The organism is Rhizobium sp. NZLR11 (assembly GCF_019685115.1).
Classification (GTDB): Bacteria; Pseudomonadota; Alphaproteobacteria; order Rhizobiales; family Rhizobiaceae; genus Rhizobium.
Window position 1 is genome coordinate 84,510 of record NZ_JABDWD010000012.1, and the last position, 19,551, is coordinate 104,060.

14 protein-coding genes and 2 pseudogenes are annotated in these 19,551 nt (G+C 60.5%); 9 read left to right on the top strand and 7 right to left on the bottom strand.

Features of this window, described 5'->3' with window-relative positions; all coding sequences use genetic code 11:
- Positions 1-9: 9 nt before the first annotated feature.
- Positions 10-1,056 (top strand): carbohydrate ABC transporter permease, encoded by a 1,047-nt coding sequence (locus HJB83_RS20820; protein WP_221115175.1) that lies wholly within the window; start codon positions 10-12, stop codon positions 1,054-1,056.
- Positions 1,057-1,220: 164 nt separating this feature from the next.
- Here HJB83_RS20820 and HJB83_RS20825 read toward each other — a convergent pair whose 3' ends face one another.
- The gene (locus HJB83_RS20825) at positions 1,221-2,372 is read right to left on the bottom strand and encodes an ROK family transcriptional regulator (RefSeq protein WP_221132582.1); all 1,152 of its coding nucleotides are present in this window, start codon (positions 2,370-2,372) and stop codon (positions 1,221-1,223) included.
- Between the two features lie 266 nt (positions 2,373-2,638).
- On the opposite strand from HJB83_RS20825, the gene HJB83_RS20830 reads away from it, so the two are divergent.
- Entirely contained in the window at positions 2,639-3,667 is a 1,029-nt protein-coding gene (locus tag HJB83_RS20830; RefSeq protein ID WP_207584683.1) for an AraC family transcriptional regulator, read from the top strand.
- On the opposite strand, the gene HJB83_RS20835 is transcribed toward HJB83_RS20830, so the two are convergent.
- Both HJB83_RS20835 and HJB83_RS20840 read right to left on the bottom strand, forming a co-directional pair.
- Positions 3,664-4,743, bottom strand: a complete 1,080-nt coding sequence (locus HJB83_RS20835; protein WP_207584684.1) for a LacI family DNA-binding transcriptional regulator — start codon at positions 4,741-4,743, stop codon at positions 3,664-3,666. The genes HJB83_RS20830 and HJB83_RS20835 overlap by 4 nt on opposite strands.
- Before the next feature lie 169 nt (positions 4,744-4,912).
- Positions 4,913-5,545, bottom strand: coding sequence for a TetR/AcrR family transcriptional regulator (locus HJB83_RS20840; RefSeq protein ID WP_207584685.1), 633 nt, complete (start codon positions 5,543-5,545; stop codon positions 4,913-4,915).
- Between the two features lie 112 nt (positions 5,546-5,657).
- Between HJB83_RS20840 and HJB83_RS20845 the strand changes: the two genes are divergently transcribed.
- The 5 genes from HJB83_RS20845 to HJB83_RS20865 all read left to right on the top strand — a co-directional run bounded on the left by HJB83_RS20845 (position 5,658) and on the right by HJB83_RS20865 (position 13,857).
- Complete coding sequence (locus HJB83_RS20845) at positions 5,658-6,731, top strand: efflux RND transporter periplasmic adaptor subunit (protein WP_207584686.1); 1,074 nt, start codon at positions 5,658-5,660, stop codon at positions 6,729-6,731.
- Entirely contained in the window at positions 6,728-7,813 is a 1,086-nt protein-coding gene (locus tag HJB83_RS20850; RefSeq protein ID WP_221132539.1) for an efflux RND transporter periplasmic adaptor subunit, read from the top strand. The genes HJB83_RS20845 and HJB83_RS20850 overlap by 4 nt, the downstream gene beginning before the upstream one ends.
- The gene (locus tag HJB83_RS20855) at positions 7,810-10,881 is read left to right on the top strand and encodes an efflux RND transporter permease subunit (protein ID WP_221115099.1); all 3,072 of its coding nucleotides are present in this window, start codon (positions 7,810-7,812) and stop codon (positions 10,879-10,881) included. The genes HJB83_RS20850 and HJB83_RS20855 overlap by 4 nt, the downstream gene beginning before the upstream one ends.
- Positions 10,882-11,144: 263 nt before the next feature.
- The gene (locus HJB83_RS20860; RefSeq protein ID WP_259671003.1) at positions 11,145-12,248 is read left to right on the top strand and encodes an alpha/beta hydrolase; all 1,104 of its coding nucleotides are present in this window, start codon (positions 11,145-11,147) and stop codon (positions 12,246-12,248) included.
- Positions 12,249-12,405: 157 nt separating this feature from the next.
- Positions 12,406-13,857, top strand: a complete 1,452-nt coding sequence (locus tag HJB83_RS20865; protein ID WP_221115098.1) for an NCS1 family nucleobase:cation symporter-1 — start codon at positions 12,406-12,408, stop codon at positions 13,855-13,857.
- A 58-nt stretch (positions 13,858-13,915) separates the two neighbouring features.
- Here HJB83_RS20865 and HJB83_RS20870 read toward each other — a convergent pair whose 3' ends face one another.
- Positions 13,916-15,799 (bottom strand): methyl-accepting chemotaxis protein, encoded by a 1,884-nt coding sequence (locus tag HJB83_RS20870; RefSeq protein ID WP_207584690.1) that lies wholly within the window; start codon positions 15,797-15,799, stop codon positions 13,916-13,918.
- 135 nt (positions 15,800-15,934) lie between these two features.
- Between HJB83_RS20870 and HJB83_RS20875 the strand changes: the two are divergent.
- Together HJB83_RS20875 and HJB83_RS20880 are read left to right on the top strand one after the other, a co-directional pair.
- Positions 15,935-16,024: pseudogene (locus HJB83_RS20875) on the top strand (DUF4272 domain-containing protein); the annotation flags it as partial.
- Between the two features lie 156 nt (positions 16,025-16,180).
- Positions 16,181-17,224 (top strand): magnesium and cobalt transport protein CorA, encoded by a 1,044-nt coding sequence (locus HJB83_RS20880; RefSeq protein ID WP_207584691.1) that lies wholly within the window; start codon positions 16,181-16,183, stop codon positions 17,222-17,224.
- Between the two features lie 14 nt (positions 17,225-17,238).
- Here HJB83_RS20880 and HJB83_RS20885 read toward each other — a convergent pair whose 3' ends face one another.
- The 3 genes and pseudogenes from HJB83_RS20885 to HJB83_RS34200 form a co-directional block, all read right to left on the bottom strand.
- Complete coding sequence (locus tag HJB83_RS20885) at positions 17,239-18,012, bottom strand: phosphotransferase enzyme family protein (RefSeq protein WP_221132540.1); 774 nt, start codon at positions 18,010-18,012, stop codon at positions 17,239-17,241.
- A gap of 25 nt (positions 18,013-18,037) precedes the next feature.
- Positions 18,038-18,919: an MBL fold metallo-hydrolase gene (locus HJB83_RS20890; RefSeq protein ID WP_207584693.1), complete on the bottom strand. Its 882-nt coding sequence runs from the start codon at positions 18,917-18,919 to the stop codon at positions 18,038-18,040.
- 69 nt (positions 18,920-18,988) lie between these two features.
- A pseudogene (locus tag HJB83_RS34200) lies at positions 18,989-19,351 on the bottom strand (hypothetical protein).
- Positions 19,352-19,551 lie beyond the last annotated feature (200 nt).

Below are 19,551 nucleotides of genomic sequence, written 5' to 3' on the forward strand. Positions count from 1 at the left end.
ACCAGCTCTATGAACCCGATCAGCTTCATGACGCGCACGCGCCGGGCCGGACGCATAGACATCACCGATATTCTGTCATGGGTCTGGCTGATCGGTGGAACGCTGGCGGTGCTCGTTCCCGTCGTCTGGGCGGGCCTCTCTTCGCTGAAGCCGGCGGCCGAGATCACCCGTTTTCCGCCGACGTTGCTTCCGCGCGCCGCCGTGGAGCAGACGGTGCCCGGCTTCGACAAGCCGCTCAGTCTCTGGCAGGTCACTATCGACGGTCAGCAGCGCGAAATGGCCATGGTGCGGCGCATCGGCCTCAAGGCGCAAGTGGTCGATCCGGCAAATCCGGGACCACCGGTCAGCGTCGACGTGAAGGGGATGACGCCGGTGCAGCATCTGACTATTGCCACCGAGAACTACACCGATCCGCTGACGCGCTTCAACTTCCTGACCTTCCTCAAGAATTCGGTGTTCGTCACGGTGGTTGCGACGCTGCTGACCCTCGTCGTCAATGCGATGGCGGCTTTTGCGCTGTCGAAATACAAATTTCGTGGCGACACAACTGTTTTCGTCATCATCATTTCAACCTTGATGATCCCGCTCGCCGTCGTCATGGTTCCGGCCTATCTCGTCATCGTCGGGGTCGGGCTTGCCGACAACCTCTGGGGTGTCATCCTGCCGACAGTCGCCTCTCCGACGGCCGTCTTCCTGCTGCGGCAATATATGCTGACCATACCCGATGAGCTGATCGAGGCGGCGCGCGTCGACGCGGCGAGCGAATTCTGCATTTTCTGGCGCATCATCCTGCCGCTGACGGCGCCGGCGCTGGCAGTGCTGGCGATCTTTTCGGTGCTCTGGCGCTGGAACGATTTCCTCTGGCCGCTCATCGTCCTCAACAGCCGCGAGAATTTCACGCTGCAGGTCGGTCTCAACGCATTTCAGGGAGAGTTCTCGGTGCAGTGGCACTATATCCTGGCGATGACCTTCCTCAGTCTGCTGCCTGTCACTATCGTGTTCCTGTTCCTGCAGAAATACATCACCACCGGCATCGCCGGAACAGGGATGAAGTGAAGGGCGAGGCGTGGAAATAGACCTGCGCCCAACATCGAAGAACCATACCCGTACCTCCCGGCTGAAGCGTGTCGCATCGAACGTGATTCATGCGGTGCGCTTTGGCCGTTGGTTTGGTCATGGTTCCGAAGGTCTGCGTCATCCAGGCACTGCTGGCAAAGGTATCACAAAACAGTTTCAAACAGCGGGATCAAGGCCGCGCCGATTGCGCCTGGGGCATCGATGATCTGTGCCACCGCAAGGCTGGGAACGTCGCGCAACACGCCGTGCCGAGGCAGATTGTTGAATTCGGTCCGTTCGATAAGCATTCTCGCGAGTGAATGCGGAAGCTCGCCGCCAAGGACGATCAGTGCCGGGTCGAATATCGCGCTGATCGCATTGATGGCGCGATTGTGGGCCGGAGTGACGCGGTCGACCCATTCGCGAACGCCATCCCAATCCACCAGGTTTTCGTTCTTCAGATCCTTGAGGGTCAAGTCGGAGCGACCTTTGCTGCGTAGGTATTCAAGCAATTGGCCGAGTGCAGGACGGTCGCCGTAATCCTGACGCGCGAAGAGAACGGAGAATTCACCGGCGTTACCGAAACTGCCGCGAAACGGCATGCCCCCGGAAACCAGGCCGCCGCCATAGCCATGAAGATGAGCGATATAAGCGAAATCCGCGGCATCACGGCCAACGCCGAAGATCGCTTCCGCCAAAGCTGCGGTCCTGGTGGCATTGTCTGCCCAGACCGGCAAGCCGAGCTGCTTCCCAAGCAAAGGCGCTAGGTCGATCAATGACCAATGAGCGAGCGGCAGAGGACAATTGAAGGCCGTTTCCAGCATACGGTGGCCGGCGACCGCCAGGCCGACGCCGAGAATGTCGCGGCGTTTGGCGCCCCGGCGAGCCAGAATGTCTTCGACCGCCGCTTCGATCTGTTCCAGCTCAGCCGACAGCGAAGTGCCCGCCTGCTGGATTTCCAAGTTTTCCAATGGTTCCCCAAAGCCCATGAGGCAAAGGCCGATCGAGCCGACGTTGACGGAGATTCCAAGTGTCAGACACCAGTCCTTTCGAAGGGTCAGCTCCGGGCTGGGCGGACCTGACCGTCGGCCTTCAGAATGCGAAAAGACGATCATTCCTCGCTCATGAAGCCGTGCGACGATCCTGTGCAGGGATTGCTGGGTGAGATCGAGCGGCTCGGTCAGGTCGGAGCGCTCGATCCCTGGGGATTTCCAGATCAGCCGCAAGAGGTCCCGTTCGTTGCGGGACGCCACTCGGGCCGGTTGTGCATCTCGCAAAAAATGCGCGGCAACATGTTTTAGCGGATCATACTTCATTTGCAGTTCGTTTTGATTTACACTGTGAGTGTGAAGCAGATTGCAGGTGCATGTTGCTTCTGTCAAATGAGGGGATTCGATCCCCTGTTTGCCGAGCTTGCTTACCTCATCAAGATTGGCCAAGCCAGCCGAGATGAGTGCATTTCAGGGACTCGAAGAGCGGGTCCGTGCGTTTGGAGGAACCCATTCGCCATCACTGCAAGCTCGAGCGAGATGGAACGCTCGGCCTTGCGGCAGGCGGGTGCTGAAAGAGAGGATCGAGCAACATGATTTCCTCGCGATACGAGAATACGGCGCGCGCTCCTGAGCGCGAGAATTATGGGTTCGCACCGATGCATCAAGGCCGCGACTTCGAGTCGATGGTTCAAACACTGTCGGCGGGTTATGGGGTTTTCGCCGCACAGCCGCTAGGCAACGATCGAATCTTCCCCTGGGCGGCAGACTTGAGAAGAGGCAATGGATTTACGGTTCTTCACTCCGTCTTTCAAAGTTCTTGGACAGTTCGAACGCTCAATGAGACGCCGCAACACCTTGCCTTCTACCTTCCGCATACCGGATCCTTTCGGGTGTCCATTGGAAAAAGGTCGGTTGAAAGTGGAGCGGGTCACCTTCTCATGGCCAATAATCATGAGGCCGATGATCGTTTCGTCCAAGGTCCGCACACTTCGGATGTACTCTTCCTCGACTGGGGAGTCGTGAAGCGAATGCTCGTTTCACTTATGGAAACACCGCTCTCCGAGTCGCTCGACCTTGAGCCCGTTCTGGATCTTGCGACACAGTCGGGCCAGCTTATCGGCAATCTGGTACAGACAATCGTCCAGGGTATGCGCAACGGCGGTCCGCTTTTGTCCTCCCCTCTCGCCATGGCGACGATGAGCGAGACCCTCGCTCACCTCGTGATCCGATTTGGCCACCACCGCCTTTCAGGTCAAATGGAAAAAAAGAAAATATCGCTGGTTGCGCCTTGGCATGTCCGACGGGCCATCGACTATATGCATGCCAAGATCGCCGAGCCTCTCACCATGGCGATGGTTGCGGATAATGTCGGCGTTTCACTTCGCGCGCTGCAGACGGGATTCAAAGCTTTCAGGGGGACTTCTCCGGCCTGTTATCTGCGCTCCATCCGGCTGCAGGCAGCCCGCGAACAACTGCGGGATCCAACAAACCAACGATCCGTCCGCGAGATCTGCGCGATATGGGGTTTTGCGCATGCGGGCAGGTTTTCCATCATCTACCGCGGCACCTTTGGCGAGAGCCCGCGGGATACGCGACTGCGGGCAGAGCGTTTGCGTTAATTCAAGCCTTTGGGATTCTGAGGCCTTCCGACAGGTTCTTGACGCGGCGGCGCGACGCTGCGGCGCAGGACGAGATGGCATCCGAGTTCCAGGCGATGGGCCGGGCGCTGCGGGTCGTTGGCGATCAGCCTTTGTTCGATGAGTGCCAGTGCGGCGGCGCCGAGCTTGTCGGTAGGAACGCTGACCGTTGAAAGCGGCGGACGGCTGAATTCGCCGGGGACGATATCGTCGAAGCCCAGCACAGAGATCGCTTCCGGCACGCCTATGTCGCGATCGGCCAATGCCTTCAGGCAGCCGAGCGCCAGATTGTCGGCCGCGCAGAAGACGGCGGTCGCCCCTTTCAGCGTAGGATCGCGGTCGAGCAACGCATTGATGGCAGCCTCGCCGTGTCTCGGCTCATATCCCTCGGCCTCCAGAATCATATCGTCCGGCACGGGAAGCTGGGCGGCGAAATAGGCATCGGAAAAGCCGTCATATCTCCGCTGGATCGTCGTGCGGCCCTTCCAGGTCAGGTGCAGGATGCGGCGATGCCCGAGCGCCAGCAAGTGCGCGATGCCGAGCCTTGCTCCGAAGCGGTTTTCGGGTGTCACCGTATCGACCAGCATAGCGGGATCCTCGCCGTTGACGATGACGACCGGCATGTCAGGGGAGGCGAGGCTGCGGATGAGTTCCGGCTGATCGTCGTTCAGGACCACGATGCCGTCGGCACGCTCCGAAAGCGCGATCTGCCTGACATGAGCGCCGTCGATGCGCCGTCCGGTGCTGACGAAGGGTACGATCCGGATGCCGCGACGCTCGCACTCCCTTCGAAGACCGTTGAGGATCGTCCAGCTCACTAGGTTAAGGTCGCTCTCCGGCGCGGCATCATCGGGAATGGCGAGAAGCAGAACGCGCAGCGCCGCAATCGTCGCCTTCTTTCGCCGGCGGTCGAGGTAACCCAAGCGTTTGGCCGAATCCAGAACCCGTTCGCGCACTTCTATCGTCAGCGGCGCGGTTCCGTTCAGAGCGTGCGAGGCCGTGCTCAGCGATACATCAGCGTCGCGCGCGACATCCTTGAGATTGACTTTGCGTTCCACTTTATTCCGTCGCGAATTGAGGTCGTGCCTTCGAAGGCACAAGCTAACTCGATGTTTTCACATAAAAACTTCAGAAAATCTACGTGCGCTGCAGCCTATTTTTCCTCTTTCGGCGAAAACCGGCCGCAGCGCTGCCGCAAATGAGCGATGATCGCGGGCGCTGGAACCATCAGTGAGGCTTGGCGAGCAAGCCGTTGAACAGCAGGTCGAAATAGGTCCGCAGGAAGGCCTCCTTGTTGGGAGTGGGCACGCGGCGGTCGTCGAATATCAGTCGCAGAACCGTCGTCGTCAGGATGGGCGCGACCACGATGTCGGAAAATTCCACCGGAACCTGACGAAACTCCCCCGAGGCCATGCCCTCCAGAATGAGAGCGTCGATCTTGGCGATGATCGGCGCAATGAACTGATCGTGGTGGCGATCGATCAGGTCGGGAAAGCGCTGTCCCTCCGAAATGACGAGTCGCGTTAACTCGCGCGTCGCGCGGTCCTCGGGAATTTGCTCGTAGAAGAGTCCCAGAATTGAAACCAGTCTGTCGGTAGCGCTGCCGCTGAGCCGATCGGCGATCACGACCAGTTCCTGAAACGGCACGGAGAAGTGGTTGATCATCGCTTCGAATAGCTTTTCCTTGGTTTCGAAATAGACGTAGACCGTGCCCTTGGTGACGCCGACCCGCTCGGCGATGTCTTCGACCCTCGTTCCGGCAAAACCGCTTCTGACGAATTCCTCGAAAGCGGCATCCAGGATCTGGATGGGTCGCAGCGCTTTCTGTTCTGCGCGTGTGAGTTTCTTCTGAGCTGCCATTTTTCTCGCCTTCCTTTGTCGTGCGCGCCCTCGTTCCCTCCGGCGCAAAGTTTCATTGACTAATGCGTCAGTCAATTATATAGGAGCTGCCGTTGAGAGCAAGAGGTCTATTATGAGAACCATTCAGGTCGCCGCAGCGATCGTATGCGCCATCGGTCTCGGGTCATGCAGTGATGACAGCCGACCGGCCGGACCAACCCCGCGGCAGGTCGGTGTTGTCGTCGCCAAGCCTGAGCCGCTGGTCCAGGGCGGTGCGATCACGGGAGAAGTCCGCGCCCGCGTTCAGACCGATCTGTCCTTCCGCGTCAGCGGCAAGATCGTCGAACGGCTGGTGGAAATCGGGCAGTCCGTGAAGGCGGGTCAGCTTTTGGCCCGCATCGATCCGGAAGAGCAGAAGGCCGATCTGGACGTGGCGGCGGCCAATCTTCAGTCGGCGCAAGCGCAGCAGACCCAGGCGCAGCTGGCATTCGATCGCCAGCAGAGCCTGTTTCGAACGCAGGTGACGACCCGCGCTGCGCTCGATCAGGCGCAGGAGGCGCTTCTGACGGCCCGGGCATCGACGAAGTCGGCGCAGGCGCTTTTCGAAACCGCCCAGGACACCCTGTCCTACACCGAGCTGAAGGCGGACGTCGACGGGGTGATCACCGCCCGCAATGCCGAGGTCGGGCAGGTGGCGCAGGCCGCTCAGGTCGTCTTCACCCTTGCTCATGACGGCGACCGGGACGCCGTCTTCGAGGTGGTCGAAAGCGCCTTCCTGCGCCCGATCGCAGGCGACGGGACCGTGGCCCTCCTTTCGGACCCGACACAAAAGATCACGGCGAAGGTTCGCGAGATTTCGCCGACGATCGATTCCTCCACCGGCACCATCAAGGTCAAGGTCGCGATCTCGAGCGACGCTCCCATTCCGCTGGGCGCTCCCGTCGTCGGAAGATTCAACTACGTCTCCCAGGACGTCATCCAGCTTCCCTGGTCGGCAATGACCGCCAAGGACGGCAAGCCAGCCGTCTGGATAGCCGATCCCGCATCGTCAGAGGTCTCTGTGCGGGCCGTCGATGTCACCGGCTACGAGACCGGCAGCTTTATCGTGAAATCGGGCGTGTCGGCAGGAGAGGTCGTGGTGACTGAAGGAACAAAGTTCCTCAGGCCCGGTGAAATCGTTTCTTATGTCAAGGAAGCTTCCAAGTGAGTATTCGTCCCAAGATAGTCGCACTAATGATGGGTACGGCCCTGATCTCCTCCTGCACGCGGCAAGAGGATAACAACGAAGAAGCGCCGCGTCCCGTGCTGTCGATGACAGTCACGCAGACGCCTGCCACCAGTCTCAGCCTGACCGGTACAGTCGAGCCGACGCTCGAGACCGAGCTCGGCTTTAGGATTCTCGGGCGGATGATCGCCCGCAACGTCAATGTCGGAGATGTCGTCAAGAAGGGCGATGTCGTCGCAGCCATCGATCCGCTGGCGCTGGAGCTTGCCGTGCGCAGCTCCCAGTCCGATGTGGAAAACAGCGACGCCCAGTTGAGGAACGCGGTGACCACCGAGCAGCGCCAGCGCGCGCTGGTGGAATCGCGCTCCGGTACCGAAGCCTCGCTCGAAGAGGCCGAGCTGGCGAGACGATCGGCCTCGGCCGCGGTCGCCAAGGCGCAGGCCAATCTCGACAAGGCCAATGAGCAGCTCGGCTATGCGCAGCTTCGCGCGGAATTCGACGGTGTGGTGACGGCGGCCTCGGCCGAGGTCGGGCAGGTGGTATCAGCCGGCCAGACGGTCGTGACCATCGCGCGGCCGGACAAGCGCGACGCCGTGGTCGACGTGCCGCAGGGCACTGCCCAGAAACTGAAGATCGGCGCGCCCTTCGAAGTGACGCTGCAGCTCGATCCCGCAATTCGTGCGTCAGGGGTCGTGCGCGAGATCGCGCCGGAGGCGGACGCCTCCACTCGCACGAGCCGAACGAAGATCGCGCTTACCGATCCGCCGGAGGCCTTCAGGCTCGGTGCCGTTATATCAGCCTCGGCCACCATTGCCGCCGATCCGGAGATCGTGCTGCCGTCTTCGGCAATCCTTGCCGGCGCCGAGGGCCCGAGCGTCTGGATCGTCGACGTGCCCGGCAAGAAGGTATCGCTGCGCCGCGTGAAGATTGACGGCGACGTCGTCGAAGGCGGCAGCGTCCGCATCGCAGAGGGGCTTGCCCCCGGAGACAGGGTGGCCGTGGCAGGCGTGCATAAACTTGAAGATGGCCAGGCCATCAGGATCGACCAGGAGATCAGCCAGTGAAGTCCTTCAACCTTTCCGACTGGGCGCTCAAACACCGTTCGCTCGTCTGGTACTTCATGATCGTCTTCATTCTCGCCGGCGCCTTCTCCTATTTGAACCTCGGCCGCGAGGAAGACCCGAACTTCACGATCAAGACAATGGTGATTACGGCGCAGTGGCCCGGCGCTTCCGCCGAAGAGATAACGCGGCAGGTGACGGACAGGATCGAAAAGAAGCTTCAGGAATTGGAGTCGCTTGACTACACCAAGAGTGAGACCGTCGCTGGCCAGACGACCGTCTTCGTCGAACTGCTGCCGACCACCAAGGCTGGGGATGTCGCGCCGACCTGGCTGCGCATCCGCAACATGATCGCCGACATTAAGGGAGATTTTCCGAGCGGTGTCGTCGGACCTTTCTTCAACGATCGCTTCGGCGACGTGTTCGGAAACATCTACGCCTTCACGAGCGATGGGCTGACCCAGCGGCAGCTTCGCGACCTCGTGGAAAACGCCCGCTCCGAGGTTCTGACCGTGCCCAATGTCGGCAAGGTCGATGTGGTCGGCGCTCAGGATGAAGCGATTTACCTCGAATTCTCCACGCGCCAGATCGCAGCACTCGGCATCGACCAGCAGTCGGTGATCAGCACCCTGCAGGCGCAGAACGCCGTTACCCAGTCCGGCTTTGTCGATGCCGGGCCGGAGCGTATCGCCTTGCGGGTGAGCGGACAGTTCACCTCCGAGGAAAGCCTGCGGTCGATCAACCTTCGCATCAACGACCGCTTCTTTCCGCTGACCGACGTCGCCACGATCAAGCGCGGTTATGTCGATCCGCCGTCGGCGCTGTTCCGCTTCAATGGCGAACCGGCGATCGGACTTGCGATCGGCATGAAGCAGGGCGCCAATCTGCTGGAGTTCGGCGAGGCGCTGGACGCGCAGATGAAACGTATCGTTGCCGATCTTCCGATCGGCGTCGATGTCCACCGCGTTTCCGATCAGCCGGCCGTCGTCGACGAAGCGGTTTCGGGCTTCACCCGCGCGCTCTTCGAAGCGATCGCTATCGTGCTTGTCATCAGTTTCATCAGCCTCGGCTTGCGCGCCGGCATGGTGGTGGCGATTTCCATCCCTCTTGTGCTCGCCATCACCTTCGTGGTGATGGAATATTCCGGCATCTCGCTGCAGCGTATTTCGCTCGGCGCGCTCATCATTGCGCTCGGACTGCTCGTCGACGACGCCATGATTGCCGTAGAGATGATGGTGGCCCGTCTGGAAGCGGGCGACGATCTCAAGAAAGCCGCCACTTACGTCTATACATCGACGGCTTTTCCGATGCTGACGGGAACGCTCGTCACCGTCGCGGGCTTCATTCCCGTTGGTCTCAACAACAGCGCCGCAGGCGAATTCACTTTCACGCTTTTCGTGGTCATCGCGGTTTCGCTGGTTGTCTCCTGGATCGTGGCGGTGCTGTTCACGCCGCTTCTCGGCGTCACCATCCTGCCGAAGACCATGAAGTCGCATCACGAGAAGAAGGGCCGCTTCGCCTCCTTCTTCTCCTGGCTTCTGGGGCTGGCGATGGGCTGGCGCTGGATCACCATCGCGCTCACCGTCGCCGTGTTCGGCCTCTCGGTCGTCGGCATGGGGCTGGTGCAGCAGCAGTTCTTCCCGAACTCGGACAGGACCGAGCTCGTCGTCGACTGGAACCTGCCGCACAACAGCTCGATCGCCGAGACCAACAGGCAGATGGCCAAGTTCGAAAAGGAGATGCTGGCCGGCAACAAGGACATCGATCACTGGACCACTTATGTCGGCCAGGGCGCGCCGCGCTTCATCCTCTCCTTCGATGTGCAGACGCCTGATGTCTCGTTCGGACAGACGGTGATCGTCACCAAGGGGCTTGACGTGCGCGACAAGGTGCGGGCGGACCTGCAGGGCTATCTGACGAAAACCTTTCCCGGCACCGACGCCTTCGTCAAGCTCCTCGATATCGGCCCTCCGGTGGGCAAGCCGGTCCAGTACCGGGTCAGCGGCCCCGATATCCAAAAGGTGCGTGACATCTCCCAGCAATTTGCCGGCATCGTCGGTACGCATCCGCTTCTCGCCAACATGGTCCTGGACTGGAACGAGCCCTCCCGCGTCGTCAAGGTCGATGTGCTGCAGGACAAGGCGCGCCAACTCGGCGTCTCCTCCGAGGATATCGCCACCGCCCTTAACGGCATCGTCGAAGGCTCGACGGCGACGCAGATCCGCGACGACATCTACCTGGTCAATGTCATCGGGCGGGCCAGGGCATCGGAGCGCGGTTCCATCCAGACGCTGCAGAACCTTCAACTTTCCACCTCCAACGGCAAGGTCGTGCCGCTCTCAGCCGTCGCCAATTTCCGCTACGAGCTCGAGCAACCGACGATCTGGCGTCGCGACCGGCAGCCCACCATCACGCTCAAGGCAGCCGTTATCGGCTCGACGCAGCCGGCCACGATCGTCGACCAGTTGAAGCCGAAGGTGGAAGAATTCCAGAAGAGCCTGCCCGTGGGATACAAGGTGGAAATCGGCGGCGCGGTCGAATCCAGCGCCGAGGCGCAAGGGCCGATCGCGGCGGTCGCTCCGATGATGCTGTTCGTAATGGCGACGATCCTGATGATCCAGCTGCAGAGCTTCAGCCGCCTGTTCCTGGTCTTTGCGGTGGCTCCGACGGCTCTAATCGGTGTGGTTGCGGCGCTGTTGCTGAGCCATGCGCCGATGGGCTTCGTCGCCATCCTCGGCGTGCTGGCGCTGATCGGCATCCTGATCCGCAACTCCGTCATCCTCGTCGTGCAGATAGAGCATCTGCGCGCCGAAGGTGTCCCGGCCTGGCAGGCCGTCATCGAGGCGACCGAACATCGCATGCGGCCGATCATGCTGACGGCAGCGGCCGCCACCCTCGCGCTGATCCCGATCTCGCGCGAGATATTCTGGGGACCGATGGCTTACGCCATGATGGGCGGCATCGTCGTCGGAACCGCGCTCACCCTGCTGTTCCTGCCGGCGCTCTACGTCGCGTGGTTCAGGATCCCGAGGGATGAAGGCGCCCAGGCCGGTGCCGCGGCAGAGGCGTGAGGAAGCTAGTGGCTATTTCATGCCGCCGTGGCTGCAACACGGACTGGAACGCAATGCGTGGGATGGCACAAGCGATTGCCATCCCACGCGGGAGCAGGAATCGCACTCCGAGTGACGACATGGGCAAAACCACACTCGTGACCGCCAGCGACCTTTGGAAGAATGGATCGATGGCGGAGCGGCATTCCCGAGAGGTGTCGAAGGGAACTCCTGCTGGTCCGCCGAGCATCGCTGCGGCCATCACCGTTGGCATCGCCCTGGCGATGCTTGGCGGCTGCGCCACGCGGCCATCGCCGGATGTCCTGCAACCCGTGCATCTCGATAAGCCCGTTTCGCTGAACAAGCAGGTTCATGGCGAGAAGGCCCCGGATCGGGTGAGGGTCCTCGCCGCCACGAATCGAACCCCCGACAGAGTGCGCGGCGGTTTCGGCAGCGCATGGGCCGAGACGCTCACCTATGAGGAGTATGAGTTTTCGGTTCCTCCCGACCGAAAGGATACCGCGATCACCTATCCGACCGCGACGCCGGATCCCGAGCGGCAATTTGCCGTCATCGAGCGCGAGCAACTGCCGAAGGATGCCTTCGTGCAACAGGCGCTCGGTTCCGTGCAGGCCGACGGCACCGTTGGCATCTTCGTGCATGGCTACAACTACAGTTACCAGGAGGCGCTTTACCGCACCGCGCAGATCGCCGCGGATGCGAATATACCGGGTGCCCCGATTCTGTTCTCCTGGCCTTCGGCCGCGGCGGTCGCCGGCTATGTCGCCGACCGCGATGCGGCCCTGTCTTCGCGCACCGAACTCGCCTCGCTCGTCACGTCGCTCTCGGCTTCGGGCAAGGTGAAGCGTATTGTCCTTTTCGGACACAGCATGGGCGGGTTTCTGGTCATGGAAACGGTGCGCCAGCTCAAGCTGCAGCATCGCGACGATGTCATCGGCAAACTGGCGGTGTTGCTTGCCGCCCCCGACATCGATGTCGACGTTTTCCGCGCCCAGCTGAAGGACGTCGGGCGGATGCCGATCCCGATATCGCTTCTCGTTTCGAAGGACGACCGGGCGCTCGTGGCCTCGAGTTTCATCGCCGGAGAGCGGCCGCGCGTCGGGCGCCTTGATATCGACGATCCCGTCGTCGAGGAGGCTGCCGTGAAGGAAAGGCTTCGGGTCATCGACATCACGTCGATCCAAGCGTCCGACGGGCTGGGGCACGACCGCTACGCATCGCTCGCCAGGTTCGGCGCGCAGCTCGCCTCCTTCGAGAGCGGCAGGCGTTCGACCGCTGGTGACGTCGGCGCTTACGTCTTCGACGCCGCAGGTGCCGCGGTTGCAAGCCCGTTTCGCCTGGCTGGGCGTGTCGTCGGCTCACAGTGAACGCTTTCGCCAAGGACCGATCCGGCTCCGGCGATGGCTAATTCTCAGGCATCGCCAAGAGATGTGCATAATGTGACTATTAAATTGTCAGATGCACAAAGGAGGAGCAGACTTCCGGCTGTGGTCGATTTGACCTCAGGGATATGGGAGGGCATTCATGAGCATTCGAAATCCGTCTCCCTCGTTGTACAACGAGGATCTTGCACCCGCCGAGGAGCGTAAATGGGGTGCATTCAGTATCTTTAACGTCTGGACATCCGACGTTCACAGCCTGTGGGGCTATTATCTGGCGGCGAGCCTGTTCCTGCTGTGCGGCAGCTTCGTCAATTTCGTCATCGCTATCGGCATCGGATCGCTGGTCATTTTCGTGTTGATGAGCTTGGTCGGCAATGCCGGCGTGCGCACCGGCGTACCTTTTCCGGTGCTGGCTCGCGCCTCCTTCGGCACATTCGGGGCGAATGTTCCGGCCCTTGTCCGGGCCGTGGTCGCCTGCTTCTGGTACGGGGCGCAGACCGCCGCTGCATCCGGCGCCATCGTCGCCTTGCTGATCCGCAACGACAGCCTGCTCGCCTTTCATCAGAACAGCCATATGCTCGGCCACTCGACCCTCGAACTCATCTGCTATGTGATCGTCTGGGCGCTGCAGCTGCTGATCATTCAGCGGGGGATGGAAACGGTTCGCAAGTTCCAGGATTGGGCCGGTCCGGCCGTCTGGATCATGATGCTGATCCTTGCGGTCTATCTGGTCGTCAAATCAGGCACCTTCTCCTTCGGTGCCGAAATTCCGCGCGACGTGCTGATCGAAAAGACCAAGGATGCCGGCGTGCCGGGCGAGCCAGGCTCGGTCGCAGCGCTTGCCGCCGTGTCCGCCACCTGGATCACCTATTTCGCGGCGCTCTACCTGAACTTCTGCGATTTCTCGCGTTACGCAACGAATGAAAAGGCGCTCAGGAAAGGCAATCTTTGGGGGCTGCCGATCAATCTCCTGGCATTCTGCCTCGTCGCAGGTGTGACGACCACCGCCGCCTTCACCGTCTACGGGGAGGTCCTGCTGCATCCGGAAATGATATCGGCGAAATTCGAAAGCTGGTTCCTGGCGCTGCTTGCGGCGCTGACATTTGCGATCGCAACGCTCGGCATTAACGTCGTGGCGAATTTCGTGTCGCCGGCCTTCGACTTCGCCAATGTCTTCCCACGCCAGATCAACTTCAAACGCGGGGGATATATCGCCGCAATGATCGCTCTCGTGCTTTACCCGTTTGCCCCCTGGGAGACAGGTGCGGCGCATTTCGTCAATTTCATCGGATCGACCATGGGACCGATCTTCGGCGTCATGATGGTGGACTACTATCTCATCCGCAAGAGCCAGCTGAACGTCGAGGCGCTTTACCATGAGAATGGCGAGTTCCGCTTCCAGAACGGATGGCACGGCAATGCCTTCATCGCATTCGCGGTCGGCGCGCTTTTCTCCTCGATCCTGCCGACCTTCACCAGCATCCTGCCGGATTGGTGGGGTACCTATGGCTGGTTCTTCGGCGTCGGAATCGGCGGGGCGATCTATTTCGTGCTGAGAATGGGCGCGCGGCGCAATCCAGCCTTCGCGTCATGACAAACGAAGGGCGCCCGGCATTGCCGCGCGCCCTTTATCGACTCCTGTTGCCGATAGTTCAGCGGCGTGCGGCAACCGCATGCACCGTTGCGCGGGCCATTGGTTGTTCCATTGTTCTAGCGGTGGAGCGAAGGGCTGAGGATTGGCTAGATGCGGCGTCGTCGAGCCTGAACTGGCTGATGAGTTCGCGCAGCGTCTGGGCCTGCTGGGCTAGCGAATCGGAGGCAGCGGTCGATTGTTCCACCATGGCCGCGTTCTGTTGCGTGGTCTGATCCATGCGATTGACGGCGACGTTGACTTCGCTGAGGCCGACCGACTGCTCTTTCGCCGAGGTGGCGATCGAATCCATATGGTGATTGATCTGGCTGATGAAGCCACCAATGGTCTTCAGGGCCTGGCCGGTGTCGCGCACAAGCTTGACACCGCTTTCCACCTCTTTCGACGAGTTCTGGATAAGACCCTTGATCTCCTTGGCAGCCGTTGCGGAACGCTGCGCAAGTTCGCGCACCTCCTGGGCGACGACGGCAAAGCCCTTGCCGGCCTCGCCGGCTCTTGCCGCTTCCACGCCGGCATTCAGCGCGAGAAGATTGGTCTGGAATGCAATTTCATCGATGACACTGATGATGTTGGAAATCTGCTGAGACGAGGTTTCGATCCGCCCCATTGCCTCCTCGGCGTGGGACACGACCTCGGCGGAGATCCCGGCGCTGCGATTTGCCTCGGTGGCGACCGTGCGCGTCTCCTCGGTTCGCTTGCTGGAGTTCGACACATTCGCCGTGATCTCTTCCAGCGCAGCCGCGGTTTCTTCGAGCGACGCTGCCTGCTCCTCCGTGCGTTTTGAAAGATCGCCCGCACCTGAGGAGATCTCCCGCGAGCCTTCGTCGATCGTGCCGATGCTTTCGGAAATCGCTCGAAGCGTTGTGCCAAGCTGCGTGACAGACTGGTTGAAGTCACGGCGCAGCGCCTCGAAGTCGGGTGCGAAGGCCTCGTTGAGCTGGAAGGCCAGGTCGCCTGCGGCCAACCGCTTTAGACCGGCGGCGAGGCCCGAGGTGGCGATGCGTAGCCGCTCCGAGGCGTCGGCTTCGGCCTGCCTCTGTGCGGCAACGCGGTCGGTCTCCGCTCTATTGCGATTCTCCTCGGCTTCCATCGCCATCCGCTTGTTGGTGATCGCGGCCTGGCGGAAGATTTCGACCGCCTCCGCCATCGACCCGATTTCGTCGGCGCGGTCGGCGAACGGGATCTCCGAACCGGTGTCCCCGTCGGCCAGCCGTCGCATCGAAGCGGTGATGCCGGTAATCGGATTGGCGATGCTCTTCAGCACGAAGGCGACAGCGCCGAGAACGAGCAATCCGGCAACACCGATCGTTGCAAGCAGGTAGAATTCTATGGAGGCGAAGGTCTCCTTGCTGAGGTCGGCAGCCTTCTTGCTGCCACTGACGTTCAACTCGACCAGGGCCGCTGTGGCTTCCTTGAGCTTGTCCGAATAGGAGCGCATCTCCCCGCCGAGATATTTCCCGGCTTCTTCGGTCTTGTTGGCGCGGGAAAGATCAAGCAACTGCGCGCTACTGGCGATGTAGCCTTCGACGCTTTCCTCGATCGTCTTGATCAACTCGCGCTCGTGGTCGGATGAAGCCAGAGGAAGGTAGGCGTCCGCCGATTTGCGAATCGCATCCTCGGCGACCTTGATGGCCTCTTCGCGTGTTTTCTTTTCCGCCTCCGTCTGCGCAATGATGTGATCGCGGTAAACGAGGCGCAAATTCGTCATGGCGAGATTGATCGCCTGGGAAGCCTGTACGCTCGGCAACCAATTACTGGCAATCTCTTCCGTCGATCCGTTCGTCTTCCGAAGACCATCGACCGCGAGATAGGCGACAAGGCCGAAAAGAAGAGCTATGACACTGAAAATCAACAGCAAACTTGATTTGATGTTTGGGCGGCGCATTGAAAGTCCTCGATCGAACTTCCGGCTTCTGACCGGACTGGATGAGGAGTTTCTAACAAAAACAATTTAACGATTTGCTCAATATGTAAAACGCCGTTTACCACCTTTTTGGAAAGCCTATGTCGCTTTTGCGCTCAGGGGGCTGTCTACGCACGCCACTACGCTCTCAACTGGCTGATCGGCTACATGGATCAGGACTGGGACGATATTTCCACGGATACGTGATTGCACGCGCCTTGCCACGATGAAGGCGCTGGGTCAGCCCTCCACATCGAGGCAGATGCATGTTTTACGAAATAGCATTATGATGGGCTGACCGCCTGACCGGCAGACGGATGGCTGCGGATATGTGATCCGTGCGGGAGTGGAGGACGGCAGGATTTGGAACAGCTGAAGAATCTGGACAGCATTTCCCCGCGGGCCGGCAGCGGTTCGACATCGCCGCCCTATGAACGTCCCGGCGTCGTGGCTGCTGCCGTTTACCAGCATGGGCAACGCATTCGCGACATCAGGATAGAAGAGGCCGGTGAATGGCGAGGCCGGGAGAATGCCGTCGTCTGGATCGGCCTGCACGAGCCGGATGAAGTGCTGCTGCACCAGGTCCAGGCCGAGTTCAATCTCCATGCCTTGGCGATCGAGGACGCGGCACAGCCCCACCAGCGACCGAAGCTGGAGACCTATGGGGACGCAATGTTCATCGTTGCCCGGACCGCCCATATGAAGGATGACGAAATCGTCTTCGGCGAAACGCATTTGTTCGTCGGTCGCGGTTATGTCGTCTCGGTCCGCCACGGGGACTCGTCCTCGTACCTGGCGGTGCGGCAGCGGTGCGAGGCGACGCCGACGGCGCTGGCCCACGGCGAGAATTATATTCTTTATTCCATCCTGGATTTCATCGTCGACAACTACATGCCGGTGATCGAGGTCGTGCAGGAGGAGGTCGAAAAACTTGAAGATCTGGTGCTGCGCGAACAGCTGGCAAAGTCCGACATCGAACGGCTTTACCTCTTACGCCGCAAGCTTCTGCGGCTGCGCAATGCCGTGGTGCCGCTCGTCGACGTCTGCCGGCGATATGAGCATGTCGATCTTCCCGGCATGGATCCGACGCTGCAATCGCTGTTTCGCGATGTGACCGATCATGTGCGCCGGGTCCAGGAGGATATCGACGCGCTGCGCGAGGTGCTGGCCTTCGCCTTCGAGGCCAGTGTGATGATCGGCCAGACGGAGCAGACGGCGATTGCCCGCAAGCTTGCCGCCTGGGCGGCGATCCTCGCCGTTCCCACCGCGATCGCCGGTATCTACGGCATGAATTTCAGCGATATGCCGGAACTGAAATTCCAGTATGGCTATTTCTTCGTGCTGGGTGTCATTGCCGTCTTGTGTCTGGGTCTGTTCGGTTTTTTCCGCCGAAGGAAGTGGCTGTAATTGCCAGAGGCGCGTCACCGCAGCGCGCGCAGCAGCCGATCTCGATGTTTGCTGATGTAGTCGATGTCGTTTAGATACAGCCGATCGTCTCCTGCGGCCACGTCCTCCACGAAGGTCTCGTCTCCGGCCGAGGCCCTTGTTTGCATGAAATTCACGAGCGCCTGAAGCCGCCTGCAGATCGTCTCCGGCAGCTGGCGCCGCTCTTCTGCCGTCGTGCCGTAAGCCATGCAGAAGATTTCCGTCCGCCGCAGCTGCTCATCAAGGCCTGATATCACGCCGGGATTGGAAGGATCGGACAAGGGCCCCCAGCGGTAAACAGCATAGGCCAGATCCCATAGGCGCGGCGCGGGATGGGCGGCGTCGAAATCGATGACCCCGACAGCCTCATGTTCTGCGGTTGCGACATTGTAAGGCGCATAATCTCCGTGGCAGACGATCTCGCGCGGTTCCTGCGGCGGCAGCATCCATGTCTGGACCTCGCCATCCCTTGCCAGAAACCCTTGAGACGCCGAGTGAAAATCGCGCAGAAGCCTGGCCGCGGAAATCAGCATGGTCTCTGATCCGACAAATGGGTCACGCAAGTCTTCCCAGACGCGCCCGGAGACGTAGCTGACGATCTCCTGGCCTTCCCCTGTGATGTCGATCGGCACCGGCGCTCCCAGAAAGTCTCTGGTCCTGAGATGGCGCAAAAACCGATGAACCGTCGGCGTCCATACGCCTGATGGTCTGATGACGGTGTTGCCGTCACGCCAGATCTGCCCGGCTCGCCCGCCCTCCAATGGTTTCACGTCATGGTCTCCTGCATGCTATCCCCTATGCGTGATTCCGTTTTTCGATATGGGCCTGAACCGTGGCGCCAAGATTTGTCTCGTGGCAGTTCCGGTAGAATGTCACCGTATCCAAAGGCATCCCGTCGGGAATGATGACGAAATCTTCAAGCCGGAAGTCGCTTGAGCGGCTGAGTTGTCCATCCGCCAGTTGGTTTTCGCTCAACCCATCGACACGATCGGCCAAGGCTTCGAAATAGACGAGGTTCGCATTCACCGTTGAAGGTGAAGACGTCTGGCCATGCGCGGGGATGACCAGTCTCGCATCGAGGTCACGGATACGCTCCAGCGAGGAACGGATCAGGCGAAGGTCTTCGGCACTTTTGCTCCAGACTTCGGGAATGGGGTATTCCACCGCATCGACCGCCAGGCAGATGCGAAGTTCGGGGATCCATACGGCGATATGGTCGGGCGTGTGCCCGGGCGTATGGATCAGTTCGAGCGTGAGATCGCCGCCGTTGAGAACCATCGAGCCGGAGAAGGTGATATCGGGACCGATGAGCTCGACATTCCGAAATCTCGATTCCTGACTGGCCTTGTCTCTGAGGATCTGCTGCGCGGAGGGATCACGCAAGCGGTCGAGCGCCGCGGCATGCGCTATGATGGGAGCGCGGCCCGCAATGGCGGCATTTCCCCAGAAATGATCCCAATCCATGTGCGAGTTGATGACCATCAGCGGGCGAGCTGCAGCCTTCTCTTCAAGCAGATCCAGCGCCATTCGGCATAGCTCGGGCGTCCCGAGCGTATCGATCAGGACGTTGAACCTCTCGGTCCGGACAAACACGCCATCGACTTCGTCGCCCGCTCGAACGATCACGATCCGGTCGTCAAGTTCGGGATAGGAGCACAGTTCTACCGATACATCCACGTCTGGTTGTCTCTATTGCAATCGAAGTGTTTTCATTCAGTACATCAAATCTTGCTCAGGTGCCCGCCCTTAAGGATGGTGCGACTTCCGCTCTACGGGAACATGCACATCCCAAGTTTTCATCACGGTGTTCGGCACCGCGGCTGCGCAAATCACCATGACGCTGGGTTTCGAACGGCCGAGGCTCGTCGGCGTCCATTGTGTTTGGAGCGGGACCGCGCATCGAGGAACCAGCACCTTGGCGTTGGGCTCCAACGCTTGCCATTGCTCGCTCCCCTTGGCGTTCTCACCCGAGATGAAACGCCTGGCCTCCTAGCGGATCTCAAACAGGCCGTGCTTGTGAGGAGTCGAACGATCGGTATCGATGCTCCAGGAGGCGAGGGACGAGACGCACGCTGCAAGCGTTGCAGTGACGAGTATCGTTCGAAACACCGATGCGCCGTCAACAGCCAAATGGGTACCCTCCTGGGAGAGGCGAGACTACCCAAAAGCGGCATGAATCCTCAAGCACTCTCTGCATCATTGAGCGCCGTTGATGAGCGAACGTCGGTGCGATCGGTGATCGTCGCGCATCGCGAATTGGCGGTTTCGGTGGAACAACCACCGCCAAGGGAAGTTTGCATGGAAAGCAA

Coding starts and splice junctions, on each gene's coding strand:
- HJB83_RS20820 (WP_221115175.1), top strand. CDS start 10: ATGAACCCGATCAGCTTCATGACGCGCACGCGCCGGGCCGGACGCATA.
- HJB83_RS20845 (WP_207584686.1), top strand. CDS start 5,658: ATGAGAACCATTCAGGTCGCCGCAGCGATCGTATGCGCCATCGGTCTC.
- HJB83_RS20865 (WP_221115098.1), top strand. CDS start 12,406: ATGAGCATTCGAAATCCGTCTCCCTCGTTGTACAACGAGGATCTTGCA.
- HJB83_RS20840 (WP_207584685.1), bottom strand. CDS start 5,545: ATGGCAGCTCAGAAGAAACTCACACGCGCAGAACAGAAAGCGCTGCGA.
- HJB83_RS20870 (WP_207584690.1), bottom strand. CDS start 15,799: ATGCGCCGCCCAAACATCAAATCAAGTTTGCTGTTGATTTTCAGTGTC.
- HJB83_RS20830 (WP_207584683.1), top strand. CDS start 2,639: ATGATTTCCTCGCGATACGAGAATACGGCGCGCGCTCCTGAGCGCGAG.
- HJB83_RS20860 (WP_259671003.1), top strand. CDS start 11,145: ATGCTTGGCGGCTGCGCCACGCGGCCATCGCCGGATGTCCTGCAACCC.
- HJB83_RS20825 (WP_221132582.1), bottom strand. CDS start 2,372: ATGAAGTATGATCCGCTAAAACATGTTGCCGCGCATTTTTTGCGAGAT.